This is a genomic window from Micromonospora sp. BS32 (genome assembly GCF_059089345.1).
In genome coordinates, this window is sequence record NZ_JBSSHR010000001.1 from 206,863 (window position 1) to 223,564 (window position 16,702).

The window sequence follows — 16,702 nt, forward strand, 5'->3', positions numbered from 1 at the left end:
GACGTCGGATGAAGCTGGTGTGGAGGCGGGCGCGCGCCGCACGGGGGCTGCTGCTCGCCGCCGTGGTCGCGGCACTGGTGGCGGTCGCGTTGGTCACCGGACTCTCCGACTACAACCGCCGGGCGACCGAGGCCGGGCAACGTGCCCTGCTCGCCTCCGCGCCGGTCGAGGAACGCAGCCTGCTGGTCAGCGGCTCCGCCGGACGCGACCTGGCCGAATTCGCCAGCCGCGACCAGGCGGTCCGGGACCGCCTCGCCGGCGGCCTCGGCGGCGCCCCGGTCACCGTGACCACCGCCCGGTACGGCACCGGCCGGGAACTCACCGGCGACCTCGGCCCGGTCGCCCGCTCGAACGACGACCCGGCCTTCGCCGGCCTCACCACCCTCGAGGACCTGCCCCGGTACGCGGAGCTGACCGGCGGCTCCTGGCCGGCCGTCGGCGGCGGCGGGCCGTTGCAGGTGACCCTGCCGGAGCGGGTCGCGGCCGGGTTGGGCCTGACCCCGGGGGAGCGGGTGCCGGTACGCGACCGCAGCTCCGGCCGGGACGGCGAGCTGCTGCTGACCGGCACCTGGCGACCCCGCGACCCCGCCGATCCGTACTGGCGGCTGGCGCCCGGGGTGGGCGCGCCGACGGACGTCGGCTCCGCCTCGTCGTTCGGGCCGTTCGTGCTGGACCCCGCGGCCTTCGCGGCGACCTTCCCCGGCTCGGTCTCCGCCTCCTGGGTGGTGGCCCCGGACCTCACCGCGGTGGAGGCGTCCCGGCTGCCCGAGGTGCGTCGGGCGCTGGCGTCCGCCGCCACCGACGTGCCCGAGGTGGCCGGCCTCGGCTCGTCCGCGCAGACCGTCACGAGCATGGACCGGCTGCTCGACCGGATCGGCCGCGCGGACCTCGCCGGCCGCTCCGCGCTGGCCACCCCGCTGCTGCTCGTCGTCGTCCTCGGCGGATACGCCCTGGTGCTGATCGCCGCGCTGCTGCACCAGGACCGGCGGCCGCAGACGGCCCTGCTGCGCGCCCGCGGCGCCGCCCGCCGGCAGCTGGCGGGGCTCGCCGCCCGGGAAGCGAGCCTGGTGGTCGTGCCCGCCGCCGTGTTCGGGCCGCTGCTCGCCGGCGGGGCGCTGCGCCGGTTGGGCGCCGACGGGCCGGTGGACCTCGGCCCGGCCGCGGGCAGCGGGACCCTGGTGTGGGTGGCCGCCGCCGCCACCGCCGCGGGCTGCCTGGTGGTGATGGTCGCCCCCACGCTGCGCGGCGCGGGGACGTACGTGGCGGACATGGCGGCCCGGTCCCGGCCGACCCGGTCCGCCGCCGTGCAGCGGGCCGGCGTCGACCTGGTGCTGGTCGGGTTCGCCGTGCTGGCCTGGGCGCAGCTGCGGCAGTACTCGTCGCCGGTGACCGGCGCCGGCGGCCGGCTCGGGGTGGACCCGCTGCTGGTCGCCGCGCCCACGCTGGGCGTGCTCGCCGGGGCGGTGGTGGCGCTGCGGCTGCTGCCGCCGGCGACCCGGTTCGCCGAGCGGTTCGTCGACCGGCGGCCGTGGACGGCGACCATGTTCGGCATGTGGCAGGCCGGCCGCCGGCCACACGCCGGGCCGGTGCTGCTGCTCGCGCTGGCCGTCGGCGGCAGCACGCTGGCCTGGTCGCTGATCAGCACCGGCGAGCGGTCCCAGGTGGAACGGGCGGACCACACCGTCGGCGCCGACCTGCGGCTGGTCGAACGCAGCGGCGCCGCCCCCGACGACCGGGCCGGACGTCTCGCGGCACTGCCCGGCCTGGACCGGGCCCTGCCGGCGTGGCGGGACGAGATCCGGGTCGGCCGCAACGACCTGCCGGCGACGGTGGTGAGCCTCGACGCGTCCGCGGCGAGCGGTCTGGTCCGGCTCAACGGCCGGTTGGCCGACGAGCCGGTGCCGGCCCTGTTCGACCGGTTGACCCGGGCACGGGGGGCGCCCGCCGGAGTGGACCTGCCCGCCGGTGCCGCCTCGCTCACCGGCACCGTCCGCACCCCGGTCCGCGGCGCCGTCGTCCCGCACGGGGTCGCGGTGGCGGTCCTGCTCACCCGGGCCGACGGGTTGGCCTTCCGGCTGCCCGTGGCCACCGCCGGCAGCGACGGCACGGCGCTGCCGTTCACCGTCGCCCTGCCCGACGCCGGGCCGGGCGGGCTGCGGCTGGCCGGGTTCGAACTCGACGCCGGGGACGTGCGGGGCCGGGCGTACCGGCTGGAGCTGACCGGCCTGGGAGCCGTCGGCGCGGACGGAACGGTCCAGCCGGTGCGGCTCGGCGACGGCTGGCGCGCGACCGCCGGTGATCCGCAGGAGAAGCTCGAGATGGCGGTCACCGCCACCGGCCTGACCGCGGAGCACACGGTCCCGTACTTCGACGGCGGCCGCTTCGCCAACCAGATCTCGTCCCGCTTCCTGGTGGTGCCGCCCGGTGAGAACCGGCCGGTTCCCGCGCTGATGACGCCGGCGGTCCGCGAGGCGCTGAGCCTGCGCCCCGGGGACGTCGTCCCACTCAGCCTCTCCGGCGTCACCGTGCCGGTGACCTTCGTCGGCGAGGTCGCCGCCGTGCCCACCACCACCGGGGCGGGCATCCTGCTGGATCTGCCCGCCGCCGTCGACTGGCTGGTGCGCGACCACGGCGTCGTCCGTCCCCCGGCCGAGTGGTGGCTCTCCGCCGGCGACGGAGGGCACGCCGAGGCAGCCCGCGCGCTCGGCGAACTGCCCGGCACCACCCTGCTCGACCGGACGGAGGTGGCCGAGCAGGCCGCCGCGGACCCGTACTGGCAGGGCGCCCGCACCGGGCTGCTGGCCGCCGCGCTCGGGTCGGTGCTGCTGGCCCTGGTCGGCCTGATGGTCGACGTCTGGGCCACCGCCCGACACCGGCTCGGTGAGTTCGCGGTGCTGCACACCCTCGGCGCCTCACCGCGGCTGCTGGCCCGGGCGTTGCTGGCCGAGCAGACCTTCCTGGCCGGGATCGGGGTCGGGGTCGGCCTGCTGCTCGGCACGGCGGTCGGCGCGACGATGGCGCCGCTGGTCGTCCTCACCCCGTCGGCCGACCGGCCGGTGCCCGAGGCGGCCTTCGCGCTGCCCTGGGCACCGATCGGGGCGACCGCGGTGGGGCTGCTGCTGGCGGCGCTGGTGTGCAGCGTGTTCATCGCCCTCGGCATCCGGCAGCGGGTGGCGGCGGCGCAGCTGCGGATCGGGGGAGATCGGTGACACCGGACGGTCGGGTACGCGGAGGCGCAGCGGCGGGCGTCGGCGAGGTGGTTCGCCGGATCCGGGCGTACGGCGGGCAGTTCGTGCTGCTCGCGGTGCTGACGATGGTCGCCACGCTGCTGGTCAGCGGGGTGCCGCGGTTGGTGAACTGGCAGGCCGAGCGGGGCCTGCGGGAGTCCTTCGCCGGTCAGCCCGCGCAGGTCCGGGATTTGACGTACTTCTCACCGCGGCTCCTCGCCGCCGGCGGCGGTGGGTCGCTGCTGGCCGACCAGCGGGCGGACCTGGACGCCCTGCAGGCGGCCATGCCGGCCGAGGTGCGCTCGGCGGTCGGGTCGCGTTGGTTCACCGCGGACATCCCGCCGAGCCGGGTGAGAGGCCCGGACCTGGCGGCGAAGAACCTCCTGGTCGATCTCGGCCTGCGCACGGTGCCGGGCATCCGGGAGGCGGGCACGCTGGTCGACGGACGCTGGCCGGACGAGGCGACGGCCGCGGACCAGCCCGTGCAGGTGGCGCTGGCCGCCGACGTGGCCCGCCCGCTCAACCTGCGGGTGGGCAGTCGGCTGACCCTCGGGGCGGTCGAGACTGTGCCGGGCGCGCCGGCCCCGACGCAGCTGCGGGTGGTGGGCCTGTTCCAGCCCATCGATCCCGCCGACGGCAGCTGGGACGACCTCTTCTCCCTGCTCCGGATCGGCGAGCCGCAGGGCGACGGCGAGCCGTTCACCGTCGCCGGGGTGGTCAGTGGCGCGGCCCTGGACCGGCAGGCCGCCGCGGGCTGGCCGGTGCAGTTCAGCTGGCGGTATCGGGTGGACGCCACCCGGTTCGACGTCCGCGAGCTGACCCCGCTCGTCGACGGCGTACGGCGGATGTCCCGAGAGACCGGGGGCCGGACGTTCTACCAGCGGTTGGACATCCCGCTGGGGGAGTTCGTGGACGGGATGGCGGCCGCCCGCACCCTGCTCGCGGTGATCGGGGCGGGGGTGCTGGCGACCCTGGCCGGGCTGGTCGTGCTGGCCAGCGGCTCCGCGGTCCGCCGCCGGCGCAGCGAGTTCACCCTGCTGCGCGCCCGCGGCGGCACGGTCGGCGCGGGCGTCCGGCGCAGCCTCGCGGAGTCGCTGCTGGTGGTGCCGCCGGCCGGCGTGCTGGGTTGGCTGCTCGGGACGCTGGTCCCCGGGCCGCCCGGGGACGTCGTGGCGCTGGCGGGGCTGTTCACCGTCCTGGTCACGCTGGCCCTGCCGGTGGCGACGGCCGCGGCGCCGACCGGGGTCGTCGGGCGGCGGAGCGGGACGCGCTCGCGGCCCTCGGCCCACCGGGTCACCGTCGAACTGGGCGTCCTGCTGCTCGCCGTGCTGGGGGTGGTGCTGCTGCGCCGCCGGGGACTCACCCTCGGCGAGGTCGATCCGCTGCTGGTGGGGGTGCCGGTGCTGCTGGCCGTCGCGGCGGCGGTGGTCGTGGTCCGGGTCTATCCGTGGCCGCTGCGGCTGGCCGGCCGGCTCGCGGCCCGGGCCCGGGGCAGCGTGGCATTCCTGGGCACCGCCCGGGCCGACGTCGCCGTGGTCACCGCGCCGCTGGTGGTGGTCGTGCTGGCGATCGGGACCGCCGGCTTCTGTGCCGTCGTGGCCACCGGGGTCGAGGCCGGCCGGGACGCGGTCGCCGACGGTCGGGTGCCCGCCGACGCGCTGGTCCAGGGTGAGCGGTTCGCCCCGGACACCGGTGCGCGGCTGGCGGAACTGCCCGGGGTCCGGTCGGCGGCGCCGCTGCTCGCCGAGCCGACGCAACGGCTGGCGAAGGACAGCGACGGCGTCGCCGCTGCGATCCGCGACGTCAGCGTTCTGCTGGTCGACGGGCCGGCCCTGGCACGTACGGCCCGGGAGGCCGGGCGGGACGTGCGGGTGCCCGCCGCGCTCCTGGCCCCCGCCGGGACGGCCGGACCGCTGCCCGCGGTGGTGTCCCCGGCGGTCGCCGCCGACCTGGCCGCCGCCGGCCTGGACGGCTCCGCCTTCGTCACCGTGCAGGGCCAGCGGTACGAGTTCCGGGTGGCCGACCGGGCCGACGCCTTCCCCATGCTGGAGACGGCCAACGGCCGGTTCATCGTCCTGCCCTGGCAGGCGCTGCCCCACCGGGATCACTCCGTCGTGCCCACCGGTTTCCTGGTCGCCGGGGACGACCTCGACGCGGCGACGCTGCGTCGGGCCGGCGACGAGGGGCAGGCGCGGTTCCAGCGCAGCGGGGCGGTCGTCGGCAAGGATCGACCACTCGGCGTGCGGGTGGTCACCTGGACGCAGACCCGCCGGGAGTTGGGCGAGGGCGGGGTGAACGGGGTGCTCGCATTCGGCTTCGCCGCGGGAGCCGGTGCCGGTGCGGTCCTGGGGCTGCTGGCCATCGCGTTCACCGTGCTGGCCGGGGCGCGGTCGCGGGGTCAGCTGCTGTCCCGCCTGCGCACCCTGGGCCTGTCCCACCGGCAGTGGCGGGGGATGCTGCTGGTGGAGCTGGCCCCGCTGGTGGGCGCCGCGGTGCTCACCGGCGCGCTGGTCGGTGCGTTGCTGCCGCTGCTGCTCATCCCCGTGCTCGGTCTGTCCGCCTTCACCAGTGGCGCCCCCGTGCGGGTGGCGTTCTCGCCCGGCCTGGTCGCGGCGGTGGTCGCGCTCGGCGCGGTCGCCCTCGGCTTCGCGGTGGCCGTGGAGGCCCTGAACAACCGCCGGCTGCGCCTCGGTGAGGTGCTCCGGCTCGGAGAGGAGAGCTGACATGACCGCTACCGCGGAGAGTTCCGTCGTACCCGATCTGGCCGACCTGCAACGGCGGGCGGCCCGGCGGGCCGCCGAGCGGGCCGGCGGCCAGGACCGGCTGCGCGGGCACATCGTCTGCGACGGCCTGGTCCGGATCTTCAAGACCGAGGGCGTCGAGGTGGTGGCCCTTCAGGGGCTGGACCTGGTCATCGACCGGGGCGAGCTGGTGGCGATCGTCGGGGCCTCGGGTTCGGGCAAGTCGACGCTGCTCAACATCCTCTCCGGGCTGGACACGCCGACCGCCGGGATCGCCCGGGTGGGGGAGTACGACCTGCTCAACCTCACCAACCGCCGTCGGCTGAGCTACCGGCGGCGGATGGTTGGCTTCGTCTGGCAGCAGACCGGCCGCAACCTGCTGCCGTACCTGAGCGCGCGGGAGAACGTGGAGCTGCCGATGCGGCTGGCCGGCCGGGGTGGCGGGGGGCGGGCCCGCCGGCAGCGGGCGGAGGAGCTGCTCGACCTGGTCGGGGTGGGGTACTGCGCCGACCGGCGGCCGGGGCAGCTCAGCGGCGGCGAGCAGCAGCGCTGCGCGGTGGCGGTGGCGGTCGCCAACGACCCGGAGGTGCTCTTCGCCGACGAGCCGACCGGGGAGCTGGACGAGGCGACCGGCGCCGAGGTGTTCACCGCGCTGCGGACCATCAACGCCGAGCTGGGGGTGACCGTCGTGGTGGTCACCCACGACCAGGCCGTGGCCGGGCAGGTCCGCCGGACCGTCGCGATCCGCGACGGCCGGACCGCCTCCGAGGTGCACCGGACCGCGCGGCTCGGCGCCGACGGCAGCACCGAGCTGGTCAGCGAGGAGTACGCGGTCCTCGACCGCGGCGGCCGGATGCAGCTGCCGGCGCCCTTCGTGGACGCTTTGGCGCTGCGCGACCGGGTTCGGCTGAACCTCGAACCGGATCACGTGCAGGTCCACCCCGGCGACCGTACGCCGGAGAAGAACGGGAGTGACGCATGAGTGAGCAGGTCTCGGTCCGCCCCGATGCGGCGGCGGTGCGTGACGAGGTGGTCCGGGTCGAGGCGGTGAGCCGGACCTTCGGGCGAGGCGCGCGGGCGGTGCACGCCGTGCGGGACGTGTCGTTCACCGCCAGGCGGGGCGAGCTGGTGGCGGTGCGCGGCCGCTCCGGCGCCGGCAAGACGACCCTGCTGAACCTGGTGGGTGGGCTGGACAGGCCGGACACCGGCCGGGTCCGGGTGGCCGGGCACGACGTGACGGGCGCGGGGGAGGCGGAGCTGCTGCGGCTGCGCCGGGGCACGGTGGGCTTCGTGTTCCAGACCTTCGGGCTGGTGCCGATTCTGTCGGCGGCCGAGAACGTCGGCGTGCCGCTGCGGCTGGCCCGGGTGCCGGCGAGGGAGCGGGAGGAGCGGGTGGCGGTGCTGCTGGAACTGGTCGGGCTGGGTGGGCACGCCGCGCAGCGGCCGTACGAGCTATCCGGCGGTCAGCAGCAGCGGGTGGCGGTGGCCCGGGCACTGGCCAACGAGCCGGACCTGCTGATCGCCGACGAGCCGACCGGGCAGCTCGACTCGGAGACCGGGCGGTCCATCATGGACCTGCTCCGGGCGGTCGTGCACGCCCGGGGGATGACCGCACTGGTGGCGACGCACGACGCCGGCCTGATCGAGCTGGCAGACCGCAGCCTGACCCTGCGCGACGGCCAGCTCGTCGACGACTGACCGGCGGGGCCGGGGACGAGCCTTCGGGGGGCTCGGTACGGGTGCTCGGACGCTACGAACGTGATGTCGTTGACGGCATCGCCTAGGACGGGCCGGTCGTGCCGGGTGATTCGTTCGCGTCATCAGCTTCGTAGCGTCCGACCGGCAGGTCCGCCGCCCGTCCGGCCGATGCCCGGTTCACAGGTGCAGCTTCATGCCCTCGTGGCTCGCCTCGAACCCGAGGTTCCGATAGAACCGGTGCGCGTCCTTCCGGCTCTTGTCGGTGGTGAGCTGCACCAGAGCGCAGCCCCGCTCCCGCGCCCGGTCGACGGCCCACTCCATCATCCGCCGGCCCAGGCCCTGACCGCGCTGGTCGGCGCGGACCCGCACCGACTCGATCAGGGCGCGCTCCGCGCCGTGCCGGCCGAGCCCCGGGATGTAGGTGATCTGGAGGCAGCCGACCAGCTCACCGCCCCGCTCGGCGACGATCTCCTCGTTGCGCGGGTCGGCGGTGATGTCCGCGAAGGCCCGCTCGTACGCCTCGTCCACCTCGGCGTGCTCCCGGGCCTTGCCCAGCACGTCGTCGGCGAGCAGGGCGAGGACGGCGGGCAGGTCCGCCCGGACCGCCTCTCGGAGGATCACATCGCTCATGGTCGGCAGCCTGCCACAGCGACACCGGGCGATGTCCCCCCACCGGTTGCCTCCACCGGGCAGCATGGTGCGGCATGGAGATCCTGCTGCTGCCCTTCCGATGGGTCTACCGCGGGCTGGTCTGGTTCGCGAACTCACCGCGCACGCTGATCACGTCGTACCTGTTGATGATCGTGGTGGCCGGGGTGATCTACGGCGAGGTGGAGAACCGCAGCCCCGCCGACGCGGTCTGGTGGGCGGTGGTCACCGCCTCCACCGTCGGCTACGGCGACATCTCCCCGACCAGCTGGGCGGGGCGCACCCTCGCCGCGCTGCTGATCTCCACGATGGTGCTGCTGGTCATCCCACTGATCACCGCGCACTTCGCCAGCCGCCTCATCGTCGACGACGACGCCTTCGAGCATGCCGAGCAGGAGGAGCTGAAGCGGGACGTGCGGCGGATGCGGATGCTGCTGGAGGAGTTGACGGCCCGGCAGGGCATCGAGCTGCCCGAACCGGAGCCGCACCGGCCGCTCAACGGGCCGGACAGCGCAGCCCCGCTCTGGGAACGGTCAAGGAGATCAAATAGGCGTCCACGGCGTCGGTGACGCAGGCCGTCTGCGGGTAGGCGGTGTGCCCCTCGCCCTCCCAGGTCAGCACCCGCCCCACGCCCAGCATCGAGGCCAGCCGCGCCGTCTGCTCGTACGGCGTGGCCGGGTCGCCGGTGGTGCCGACCACCACGATCGGCGGGGCGCCCACCGCCCTGCCGGTCGGGTACGGGTCCCGCTGGCCCGGCCACTCCACGCAACCGAGCATCCCGACGGCCAGGGACGGCCCGAACAGCGGGTACTTCTGCCGCCACTGCGACTGCAACTGGCGGATCTGCTCCCGGCTGGGCTTCTCGGTCTCGTCGGCACAGTTGATCGCCAGGTTGGCGTCGAAGAGGTTCGAGTAGTGCCCGTCCTCGCCCCGCCCGGCGTACGCGTCGGCGAGCTTGAACACCTCGGTCGGGTCGCCCCCCTCCAGCCGGTCGATCGCCCGGGCCAGCTCCTCCCAGCCGGACTCGGTGTAGAGCGACGAGATCACCGCGTAGAAGACCCATCCGGAGGTGGCCTCCCGCCCGTCGGCGCCCTTCACCGGCGAGACCCTGGCCTTGTCGATCGCCGAGGTCACCGCGGCCCGGGCGTCCGGGGCGATCGGGCAGCGGCCGGCGTTGGCCGCGCACCACCGGGCGAAGTTGCCGAAGGCGCGCTCGAAGCCCTTGGCCTGGCTCTCCGAGCCGGCGATCAGCTTCTGCTGCGGGTCCACCGCGCCGTCGAGCACCAGCGCGCGGACCCGCTGCGGGTAGAGCTGCGCATAGGTGGCGCCGAGCAGGGTGCCGTAGGAGTAGCCCAGGTAGGTGAGCTTGTCGTCGCCGACCGCCGCGCGGACCGCGTCCATGTCCCGGGCCGCCTGCTCGGTGCCGTAGAGCGGCAGCTGGTCGCCGTACCGGTCGCCGCAGCCGCGCCCGACCTTCCGGTTCAGCGCGACGTAGTCGTCGAAGGACTCCTGTCCGCGCGGGTCGGGGTCGTAACCGAAGCTGGTGTCGAGGTCGGCGTCGGAGATGCACTTGACCGGGCTGGACCGGGACACCCCGCGCGGGTCGAAGCCGACGATGTCGAACCGGTCGGTGATCGAGGCGGGCAGCCCACCGAAGGTCGGGCCGAAGGAGAGGTAGACCGCGGTGTCCACCCCGGACCCGCCCGGCCCGCCCGGGTTGATCACCAGCGAGCCGATCCGACCCCGCTGCTTCGACGAGCGGGCCCGCAGCAACGCGATCTCGAAGGTCTCCCCGCTGCCCGGGCCGGCCGTCGCGCCGTTGGCGACGCCGGAACCCCAGTTCCGGGGTACGGAGATCTTGGCGCACTGGTACCGCATCCCCGGGGCGCCCCGGCCCACCAGGTCCTCCGCCACCTCCGGACAGTCCCGCCAGTCGGGGGCGCTGCCCGGCGCGGCGGCGGTGCCCTCGCCCGCGGTGCGCGGCGCGAACGCCGGCATCGTGCAACCGGCGCCGAGCAGGGCGGCCGCGACGAACCCGGCCAGGGTGAGCCGGACCCGACGGATCCGGTGGGTAGAGCAGGTCACCAGCACGCCTCCGTGATCGTGTGCCCGGCCAGGCTACGCCGGGCCGGCGGCGGCCGGCGCGACGGTCGCCGCGGGATCGCCGCGCAGGACCTGGTCCACATCGAACCGGATCGGCCGGTCGAGCTGGTCGTAGCGGCAGGAGCGGGGATCGCGGTCGGGCCGCCAGCGGACGAACCGCGCGGTGTGCCGGAACCGTTCACCTTCCATCGCGTCGTAGGCCACCTCGACCACCAGCTCGGGCCGGAGCGGCTCCCACTCCAGGTTCTTGGTGCCGGTCCACCGGCTCACCCCGCCCGGGATGCGCTGGCCGCGCTCGTGGTCGCCGTGCACCCACGGGTGCTCGCCGCCGGTGTCCCGGTAGGGCGCCAGCTCCTCCAGCAGCTCCTGTCGGCGGGCCATGGTGAACGACGCGCTCACCCCGACGTGGTGCAGCACGCCCGCGTCGTCGTAGAGACCGAGCAGGAGCGAGCCGACCACCGGGCCGGACTTGTGCCAGCGGAAGCCGGCCACCACCACGTCGGCCGTCCGGGCGTGCTTGACCTTGGACATCAGCCGCTTGCCCGGCTGGTACGACAGGTCCGCCGCCTTGACGATCAGCCCGTCCAGCCCGGCGCCCTCGAACACCTCGAACCAGCGGCGGGCGACCTCCGGGTCGTTGGTCACCTGGGTGACGTGCACCGGCGGGCGGACCCCGGCCAGCGCCTCCTCCAGCCGGGCCCGGCGGACCGGGTAGGGCTCGTCGGTCAACAGCTCGTCGCCGAGGGCGAGCAGGTCGAAGGCGACGAAGTCGGCCGGCGTCGTCTCGGCCAGCAGCTTCACCCGGGAGGCGGCCGGGTGGATCCGCTGGGCGAGCAGCTCGAAGTCGAGCCGGGGCTGACCGCTCGGGCCGTCCCGCCGGATCACGATCAGCTCGCCGTCGACCGCGCAGCGCGCCGGCAGCTGCCGGCGGGCCTGCTCGACCACCTCGGGGAAGTAGCGCGTCATCGATTTGCCGCCCCGGCTGGCCAGCTCGACCTCATCACCGTCGCGGAACACGATGCACCGAAAGCCGTCCCACTTCGGCTCGTACGTCAGACCGGGGTCGGTGGGCAGTCGGGCCACGCTCTTTGCCAGCATCGGTTCGACCGGCGGATTGATCGGCAGGTCCACGGCGACCAGTCAACCAGACGGCACCGACAGCCGTGAGGCAGATCACCGCCGGTGGCGCGACGGCGTGTCCCCGCCCGTCCCCCTCGTCACCCACGCCCGGATCACGTTTCCCCAGGTCAGAGCTACCGTCGCCGGGTGGAGTGGGTGTGCGACTGCTGCGGCCGCTGGCGGGTCACCGTCGAGCTGGTACGCGGCCGGCAGCGCTACCGGTTGGTGCGCCGCTACCCGGCCCGCTTCGGCGGCGGCAAGGACGTCCTCGGCGAGGTCGGCACCGTCGCCGAGCTGGAGGAACTGCTGCGCCGGCGTACCCCGCTCAGCCTGGCCGACCTGCGCGAAGCCGCCTGAGGCCGACGACCGGCCCTGCCCCCTCGCCGCGCCCCGGGTGGTCGACCCACCGCCGACCGCCCGGCGGATGGCCCCGTCACGTTCCGCGCGGCAGCGTCGTCCCCTGGGGCGGCGGTCCGCGCCGCCGGACGGCACCAACGGGGAGGACAGCATGCGGTTCACCACGTCGACCGAGATCGCTGCCGACATCGACCGGGTGTGGGCGGTGCAGACCGACGTCGAGCGCTGGCCGGAGTGGACCGCGTCGGTCCGCGCGGCCCGCCGGGGCGAGCCCGGCCCGTTCACGCTGGGGTCCACCGCCCGCCTCGAACAGCCCTGGCTGCGTCCGGCGGTCTGGCGGGTCACCGAGTTCGACCCGCCCCGCTTCTTCGCCTGGGAGTCGGACAGCCCGGGCGTGCACAGCCGGGGCGAGCACCGGATCGTGCCGCTGCCCGACGGCCGGGTGCGGGTCGAGCTGACCGTGGTGCAGACCGGCCCGCTCGCTGCCCTGACCAGCCTGCTCGGCGGCCGGGCGCTGCGGCGTTACCTGCGGATGGAGGCGGACGGGCTCAGGCGTCGCTGCGAGCGGGGCTGACCGGGCCGTGGCCGTCCCGCCGTCGGCGGGGGCGGGCGCACGCCGGGCGGAGCCGGGGCGCTCGCCCTAGGCTGGACGGCGTGTCCGAGCTGACGTACCCGGAGGTGGGCGCCACTCGGCAGGGCGAACTGCCGGCCGGCTGGCACCACCTGCGGCACCGCTACCGGCTGCCCGACGGGTGCTACCCCGTCGCGGCCGAGGCGGTGCTGAGCTGGCGGCTGCACCGGGCCGCCGGGGTGGTGATGCGCACCGACGCGCCGCGCGCCGAGCCCGGCGTCCGGGTCACCCCGGGCCTGGGGGTCGGTCCGCTGCGGCTCTGGGGGCCGTGCGAGGTGGTCTGGGTCGAGTCCGGCGAGCGGCGGGCCGGCTGGGGCTACGGCACCCTGCCCGGGCATCCGGAGCGCGGCGAGGAGGCGTTCCTGGTCCACCGGGAGGCGGACGGGGTCTTCTTCGAGGTGCTGGCGTTCAGCCTCCCGTTCCGCTGGTACGTGCGGGCGGCCGGACCGGTGACGCGGGCCTTCCAGCACGCGTACGCCTGGTGGCTGGGGCGGACCCTGCGCCGGCTCTGCGCCGGCGGCTGACCGGCGGGCACGCGACCGGCGACCGTCCGGCGTCGACCTGCCGCCCGGTTCAGAACCGGGCGAAGGAGCGGATCGGCGCCCGCGGCCCGAACTTCGGTGCCTGGATGCCGGCGGCCTCGAGCAGCCGGCAGACCCGGCCCCGGTGGCCGCGGAACGGCTCCAGCAGGGCCAGCATCCGGGCGTCGTCGCCGCGGGCCTCGCCGGCCAGCGCCCAGGCCACCGTGTTCGGGATGTGGTAGTCGCCGACGCTCACCGCGTCCGGGTCACCGTAGGCGACCCGGACCACCTCGGCGGCGGTCCACGGGCCGATGCCGGCGATCGCGGTCAACCGGCGGGTGGCCTCGGCGCTGTCCGCGCAGCGTTCCAGCCGCTCGGCGACCGCCGCCGCCCGGCGCAGCGTCTCCGCCCGGCGTTGCTCCACTCCGAACGGGTGGAAGACCCAGTACGGCGCCGCCGCGATCGCGGCCGGGTCGGGCGGTAGCAGCAGCGGCTGCAACGGCCCGGGCGCCGGCTCACCGAAGTGCCGCACGGTCGCCGCGTACGCCCGGTACGCCTCCTTGCCGGTGACCTTCTGCTCGAAGACCGCCCGCAGCACCCGGGGGAAGACCTGGCCGGTCGTCGGCATCCGCAGCCCGTGGTGCCGCCGGGCCAGCTCGGCCACCAGCGGGTGCCGGGCGGCCAGCTCGGCGAATCCGGTCAGGTCGTCGCGTAGCCCGGCGACCGCGTCGGCCCGCTCGACCACCCAGTCGGCGCCCGGGCCGTACCCCTCGGCGACCAGCTCCCCGCCGGCGGGACGCAGCGCCAGGGTGGCCGGACCGGCGGGGGTGCGGGTGGCCCACCAGAAGGTGCCGGCCGCGATCCGGGCGCACGGGTCGTACGGGCTGAAGGTGAGCGCCCGGACGGTCGCGCCCAGCCGGTGCTCGGCCGGGGGGCACAGCACCCGGCTGGCGGCGGGCTCGTGGGTCACCCCGACACTCTGCCACGCCACACCCCCGTGACGGACGACACCGCCGACGCCCTGCACGTCGGCGGTGCCTCCATCCCCGGGTCGGACCGGCCGCCCGAGCGGCCGTGGGGGAGCAGGTCCGGGGGAACCTCGGCGGGTGCGCCTGCTGGCGTCGACGCGCCCACCGCCCGCGTCCGTTCCCGGAGGGCTCAGGGGTCCGGCACCGGAATCGCGGCGCCGGCCGACGGGCCGGCGCCGCGATCGGCGGACGCGCGACGTTGCCGGTACGCCGGCGTCCGGATCCTGCGACGGTGGCCGGCCGCGCCCTCCCCGGCTGCGACCGGCCACCGTGTCTTTCGGTGGCGACTGGCTCAGTACGAGTAGCCGGAGTCGCCGCTGCCCGAGTCGCTCGACGCCGGCGGGGCGACCGCCTTCGGCGTGCCGGTCGGCAGGCAGGTCAGGTTCTTCTTGCCGTTCGGGTCCACCACGAACCAGGTGCCACCGACGCCCTGGCCCTTCCACTGGCCCGGCTTCTTGTCACCGATGTACCGGTACACCGGCCAGCCGCCGATGGTGATCTGCCGGGTGCCGTCCTGGCGGGTGACGGTGCCGACCTTGTCGTCGGAGACGCCCTGCAGCTGCGGGTTGCCGTCGGTCAGCGCCGGCGGCCAGACCTGCGCGCACTTGTCGACGCAGTTCGACGACGGCGGGTCGGCCGAGTCCTTGTCGAAGCGGTAGAGGATCCAGCCGTCCTGGTCCATTACGACGTTGCCCATCCGGGCCACCTTCTTGCCGACCAGCTGGTCGGTGAGCCGGACGTCGGCGGGCGGGGGTGCCTGCTCGGCGGCGGGCGCCTCGGCGGAGGCGCTGGCCTCCGGTTCGACCGCCGCGGTGGGCTCGGCCGCGGCGACGGCGACCGGCTCGGCGGCGCTGGAGTTCGCTCCGTCGTAACCCGCCGGAGCGCAGGCCGTTAGTGCGACCATCGCGCTCGCGACGATGACGGTCCGCTTCATCTGTGCCACGTGCCCTCCTCATTCTTGGCAGTTCACCGAGTAGTACGGAGGGGCCACTGTCAAGGTTGAACGGTTGAGAGTGGGCAATTTCACTCGGTGGCCGTTGAACCGATCCGGCCGGCCGTACGTGTGCAGGCACACCGGGGCCCGTCACCGGGTACGCCGAATCGGCGCCGGCCCCGCGCGAGGGGCCGACGCCGATCCGGTACGGCGCGGGTCAGGGCGTGACGGTGACCAGCGGGCTGGCGATCCCGTTCGAATCCACCGACTGCACCTGGAGCTTGACGATGTCGTTGCGCGGCGCCGAAGTGGACGCCTCCAGCTGGAGATCCTGCGGGTTGGTGTTGGTGCCGTAGCCGGTGCCCGGCACCGCCCAGGTGGAGACCACCTCGGTGGTGTCGTTCTTGCGGACCACCACCAGCCGGCAGGTGCGCGGGCCGGGCAGCTTCGTCAGGTTGAACCCGATCCAGGTGCCGAACTCCTTGTTCGCCAGCCACATGGTGGCCTTCACCCCGGTGCTGCCGTCGGTGGCGTCGTGCTGCTCGCCCTCGATCTCGTTGCCGCCGACCGCCGGCCCGGAGCGGGTCGGCTGCGGGCTCGCCGGCCCGTCCACCGTCGCGGTCACCGTCGGCTCGGCGATCACCTGGTCGCCGCCGCCGTTGCCGTCGAGGACGGCCACCCCCAGGCCGCTCAGCGCGCCGACCGCCACCACCGCGGCGGCGGTGGCGAAGACCCGCCGGAACTGGGCGCGCCGTCGATGGGCGCGCACCGCGCCGAGGGTACGGTCCAACAGGGCCGGATCCGTGGCGGTGTGCTCCATCGCCATCATCGTCTCGCCGTCGATGTCGGAGAGCAGCCCCACCACCGGGACCATCGTCTCCAGTTCGGCGGCGCAGGCCCAGCACGTCGCGAGGTGCTCCTCGAACCGTTCGGTGTCCTGCTCGTCCAGCACGCCGAGCGCGTACGCGGCGACGTCCATGTGGTCTGCCCGGCTCATTCCGTCACCCCCCTCTCCTGCAGAGCCGTGCGCAGGGCGCGCAGCGCGTAGTAGACCCGCGACTTGGCGGTGCCGAGCGGAAGGCCCAGCTCCTCGGCCGCCTCCGGCACCGTGCGCCCCCGGAAGTACGTCGCCACCAGGATCTCCCGGTGCGACTGGCTCAGCGTACGCAGGGCGTCGGCGACCGTCATGGTGCGCAGCACCCGGTCGGTGCTGTCCGCCTCGGCGAACGCCGTCAGATCCCGGTCGTACGTCTCCGCCGGCCGGGCCTGCTCGCTGCGGTGCTCGTCGATGGCGATCCTCCGGGCCACGGTGACCAGCCACGGCCGCAGCGAGCCCTGGCCCTGAACGCCCAGCCGGTGCGCGTTGCGCCAGGCCCGCAGCAGGGTCTCCTGCACGATGTCCTCGGCGCGCTGCCGGTCACCCCCGGTCAGCCGCATCACGAACATCAGCAGCGGACCGGCGTGTTCGGCGTAGAGAAGCCGGACCAGCTGGTCGGAGTGGCTGGCCTCCGGGGAGGTCGCCTGGTGGCGTCCGGGCGCCGGTCGCGGCGTCACCGGGCCATTCTGGCGACCGGGGGGATCGGCGTCGACCCCCCGTCCCGCCCTGGTGGCCCGGGGCTGGGGCTGGGCGCGGGCGAACATCCACCCTGGCCTGGCCATCTCGCCCTGCCAGCCGGCCGCGACCGCGTGCATGAG

At 75.4% G+C, this 16,702-nt stretch carries 15 protein-coding genes; 8 read left to right on the top strand and 7 right to left on the bottom strand.

Translation table 11 applies throughout. From position 1 onward, the window contains the following. Positions 1-8 precede the first annotated feature (8 nt). From AC5RWQ_RS00950 to AC5RWQ_RS00965, 4 genes are read left to right on the top strand one after another with little or no spacing between them, the layout of a single operon-like run. On the top strand, positions 9-3,209 hold the full coding sequence (locus AC5RWQ_RS00950; protein ID WP_494280834.1) for an ABC transporter permease: 3,201 nt from the start codon (positions 9-11) through the stop codon (positions 3,207-3,209). Further along, a complete protein-coding gene (locus tag AC5RWQ_RS00955) occupies positions 3,206-5,950 on the top strand; it encodes an FtsX-like permease family protein (RefSeq protein WP_494280835.1) in 2,745 nt (914 codons plus the stop codon). Before AC5RWQ_RS00950 ends, AC5RWQ_RS00955 begins: the two co-directional genes overlap by 4 nt. A 1-nt stretch (position 5,951) precedes the next feature. After that, complete coding sequence (locus tag AC5RWQ_RS00960) at positions 5,952-6,950, top strand: ABC transporter ATP-binding protein (RefSeq protein WP_494280836.1); 999 nt, start codon at positions 5,952-5,954, stop codon at positions 6,948-6,950. Continuing rightward, the gene (locus AC5RWQ_RS00965; RefSeq protein ID WP_494280837.1) at positions 6,947-7,666 is read left to right on the top strand and encodes an ABC transporter ATP-binding protein; all 720 of its coding nucleotides are present in this window, start codon (positions 6,947-6,949) and stop codon (positions 7,664-7,666) included. Before AC5RWQ_RS00960 ends, AC5RWQ_RS00965 begins: the two co-directional genes overlap by 4 nt. A 177-nt stretch (positions 7,667-7,843) precedes the next feature. Here the strand turns inward: AC5RWQ_RS00965 and AC5RWQ_RS00970 are convergent, their stop codons facing one another. After that, positions 7,844-8,296 carry a GNAT family N-acetyltransferase gene (locus AC5RWQ_RS00970; RefSeq protein WP_494280838.1) on the bottom strand — a complete coding sequence of 151 codons (453 nt, stop codon included), beginning with the start codon at positions 8,294-8,296 and terminating at the stop codon, positions 7,844-7,846. Positions 8,297-8,370: 74 nt separating this feature from the next. Between AC5RWQ_RS00970 and AC5RWQ_RS00975 the strand changes: the two genes are divergently transcribed. Continuing rightward, the gene (locus tag AC5RWQ_RS00975) at positions 8,371-8,883 is read left to right on the top strand and encodes a potassium channel family protein (protein WP_494280839.1); all 513 of its coding nucleotides are present in this window, start codon (positions 8,371-8,373) and stop codon (positions 8,881-8,883) included. Here AC5RWQ_RS00975 and AC5RWQ_RS00980 read toward each other — a convergent pair. Together AC5RWQ_RS00980 and AC5RWQ_RS00985 are read right to left on the bottom strand one after the other, a co-directional pair. Continuing rightward, on the bottom strand, positions 8,810-10,378 hold the full coding sequence (locus AC5RWQ_RS00980) for an alpha/beta hydrolase (RefSeq protein ID WP_494281140.1): 1,569 nt from the start codon (positions 10,376-10,378) through the stop codon (positions 8,810-8,812). The two genes, AC5RWQ_RS00975 and AC5RWQ_RS00980, sit on opposite strands and share 74 nt — an antisense overlap. Before the next feature lie 54 nt (positions 10,379-10,432). After that, positions 10,433-11,548 (bottom strand): ATP-dependent DNA ligase, encoded by a 1,116-nt coding sequence (locus tag AC5RWQ_RS00985; protein ID WP_494280840.1) that lies wholly within the window; start codon positions 11,546-11,548, stop codon positions 10,433-10,435. Positions 11,549-11,683: 135 nt separating this feature from the next. Between AC5RWQ_RS00985 and AC5RWQ_RS00990 the strand changes: the two genes are divergently transcribed. The 3 genes from AC5RWQ_RS00990 to AC5RWQ_RS01000 all read left to right on the top strand — a co-directional run bounded on the left by AC5RWQ_RS00990 (position 11,684) and on the right by AC5RWQ_RS01000 (position 13,048). Continuing rightward, positions 11,684-11,893, top strand: a complete 210-nt coding sequence (locus AC5RWQ_RS00990; protein WP_334485431.1) for a hypothetical protein — start codon at positions 11,684-11,686, stop codon at positions 11,891-11,893. Between the two features lie 151 nt (positions 11,894-12,044). Further along, complete coding sequence (locus AC5RWQ_RS00995; protein ID WP_494280841.1) at positions 12,045-12,467, top strand: SRPBCC family protein; 423 nt, start codon at positions 12,045-12,047, stop codon at positions 12,465-12,467. Positions 12,468-12,547: 80 nt separating this feature from the next. Then, the gene (locus AC5RWQ_RS01000) at positions 12,548-13,048 is read left to right on the top strand and encodes a DUF1990 domain-containing protein (protein WP_494280842.1); all 501 of its coding nucleotides are present in this window, start codon (positions 12,548-12,550) and stop codon (positions 13,046-13,048) included. A 49-nt stretch (positions 13,049-13,097) separates the two neighbouring features. Here AC5RWQ_RS01000 and AC5RWQ_RS01005 read toward each other — a convergent pair whose 3' ends face one another. The 4 genes from AC5RWQ_RS01005 to AC5RWQ_RS01020 all read right to left on the bottom strand — a co-directional run bounded on the left by AC5RWQ_RS01005 (position 13,098) and on the right by AC5RWQ_RS01020 (position 16,699). After that, positions 13,098-14,015, bottom strand: coding sequence for a DNA-3-methyladenine glycosylase family protein (locus tag AC5RWQ_RS01005; RefSeq protein WP_494280843.1), 918 nt, complete (start codon positions 14,013-14,015; stop codon positions 13,098-13,100). Positions 14,016-14,365: 350 nt separating this feature from the next. After that, on the bottom strand, positions 14,366-15,016 hold the full coding sequence (locus AC5RWQ_RS01010) for a COG4315 family predicted lipoprotein (protein ID WP_334485423.1): 651 nt from the start codon (positions 15,014-15,016) through the stop codon (positions 14,366-14,368). A 208-nt stretch (positions 15,017-15,224) separates the two neighbouring features. After that, on the bottom strand, positions 15,225-16,004 hold the full coding sequence (locus AC5RWQ_RS01015) for an anti-sigma factor family protein (RefSeq protein WP_494280844.1): 780 nt from the start codon (positions 16,002-16,004) through the stop codon (positions 15,225-15,227). Further along, the gene (locus AC5RWQ_RS01020) at positions 16,001-16,699 is read right to left on the bottom strand and encodes a sigma-70 family RNA polymerase sigma factor (RefSeq protein ID WP_494280845.1); all 699 of its coding nucleotides are present in this window, start codon (positions 16,697-16,699) and stop codon (positions 16,001-16,003) included. The genes AC5RWQ_RS01015 and AC5RWQ_RS01020 overlap by 4 nt, the downstream gene beginning before the upstream one ends. Between the last annotated feature and the right edge of the window lie 3 nt (positions 16,700-16,702).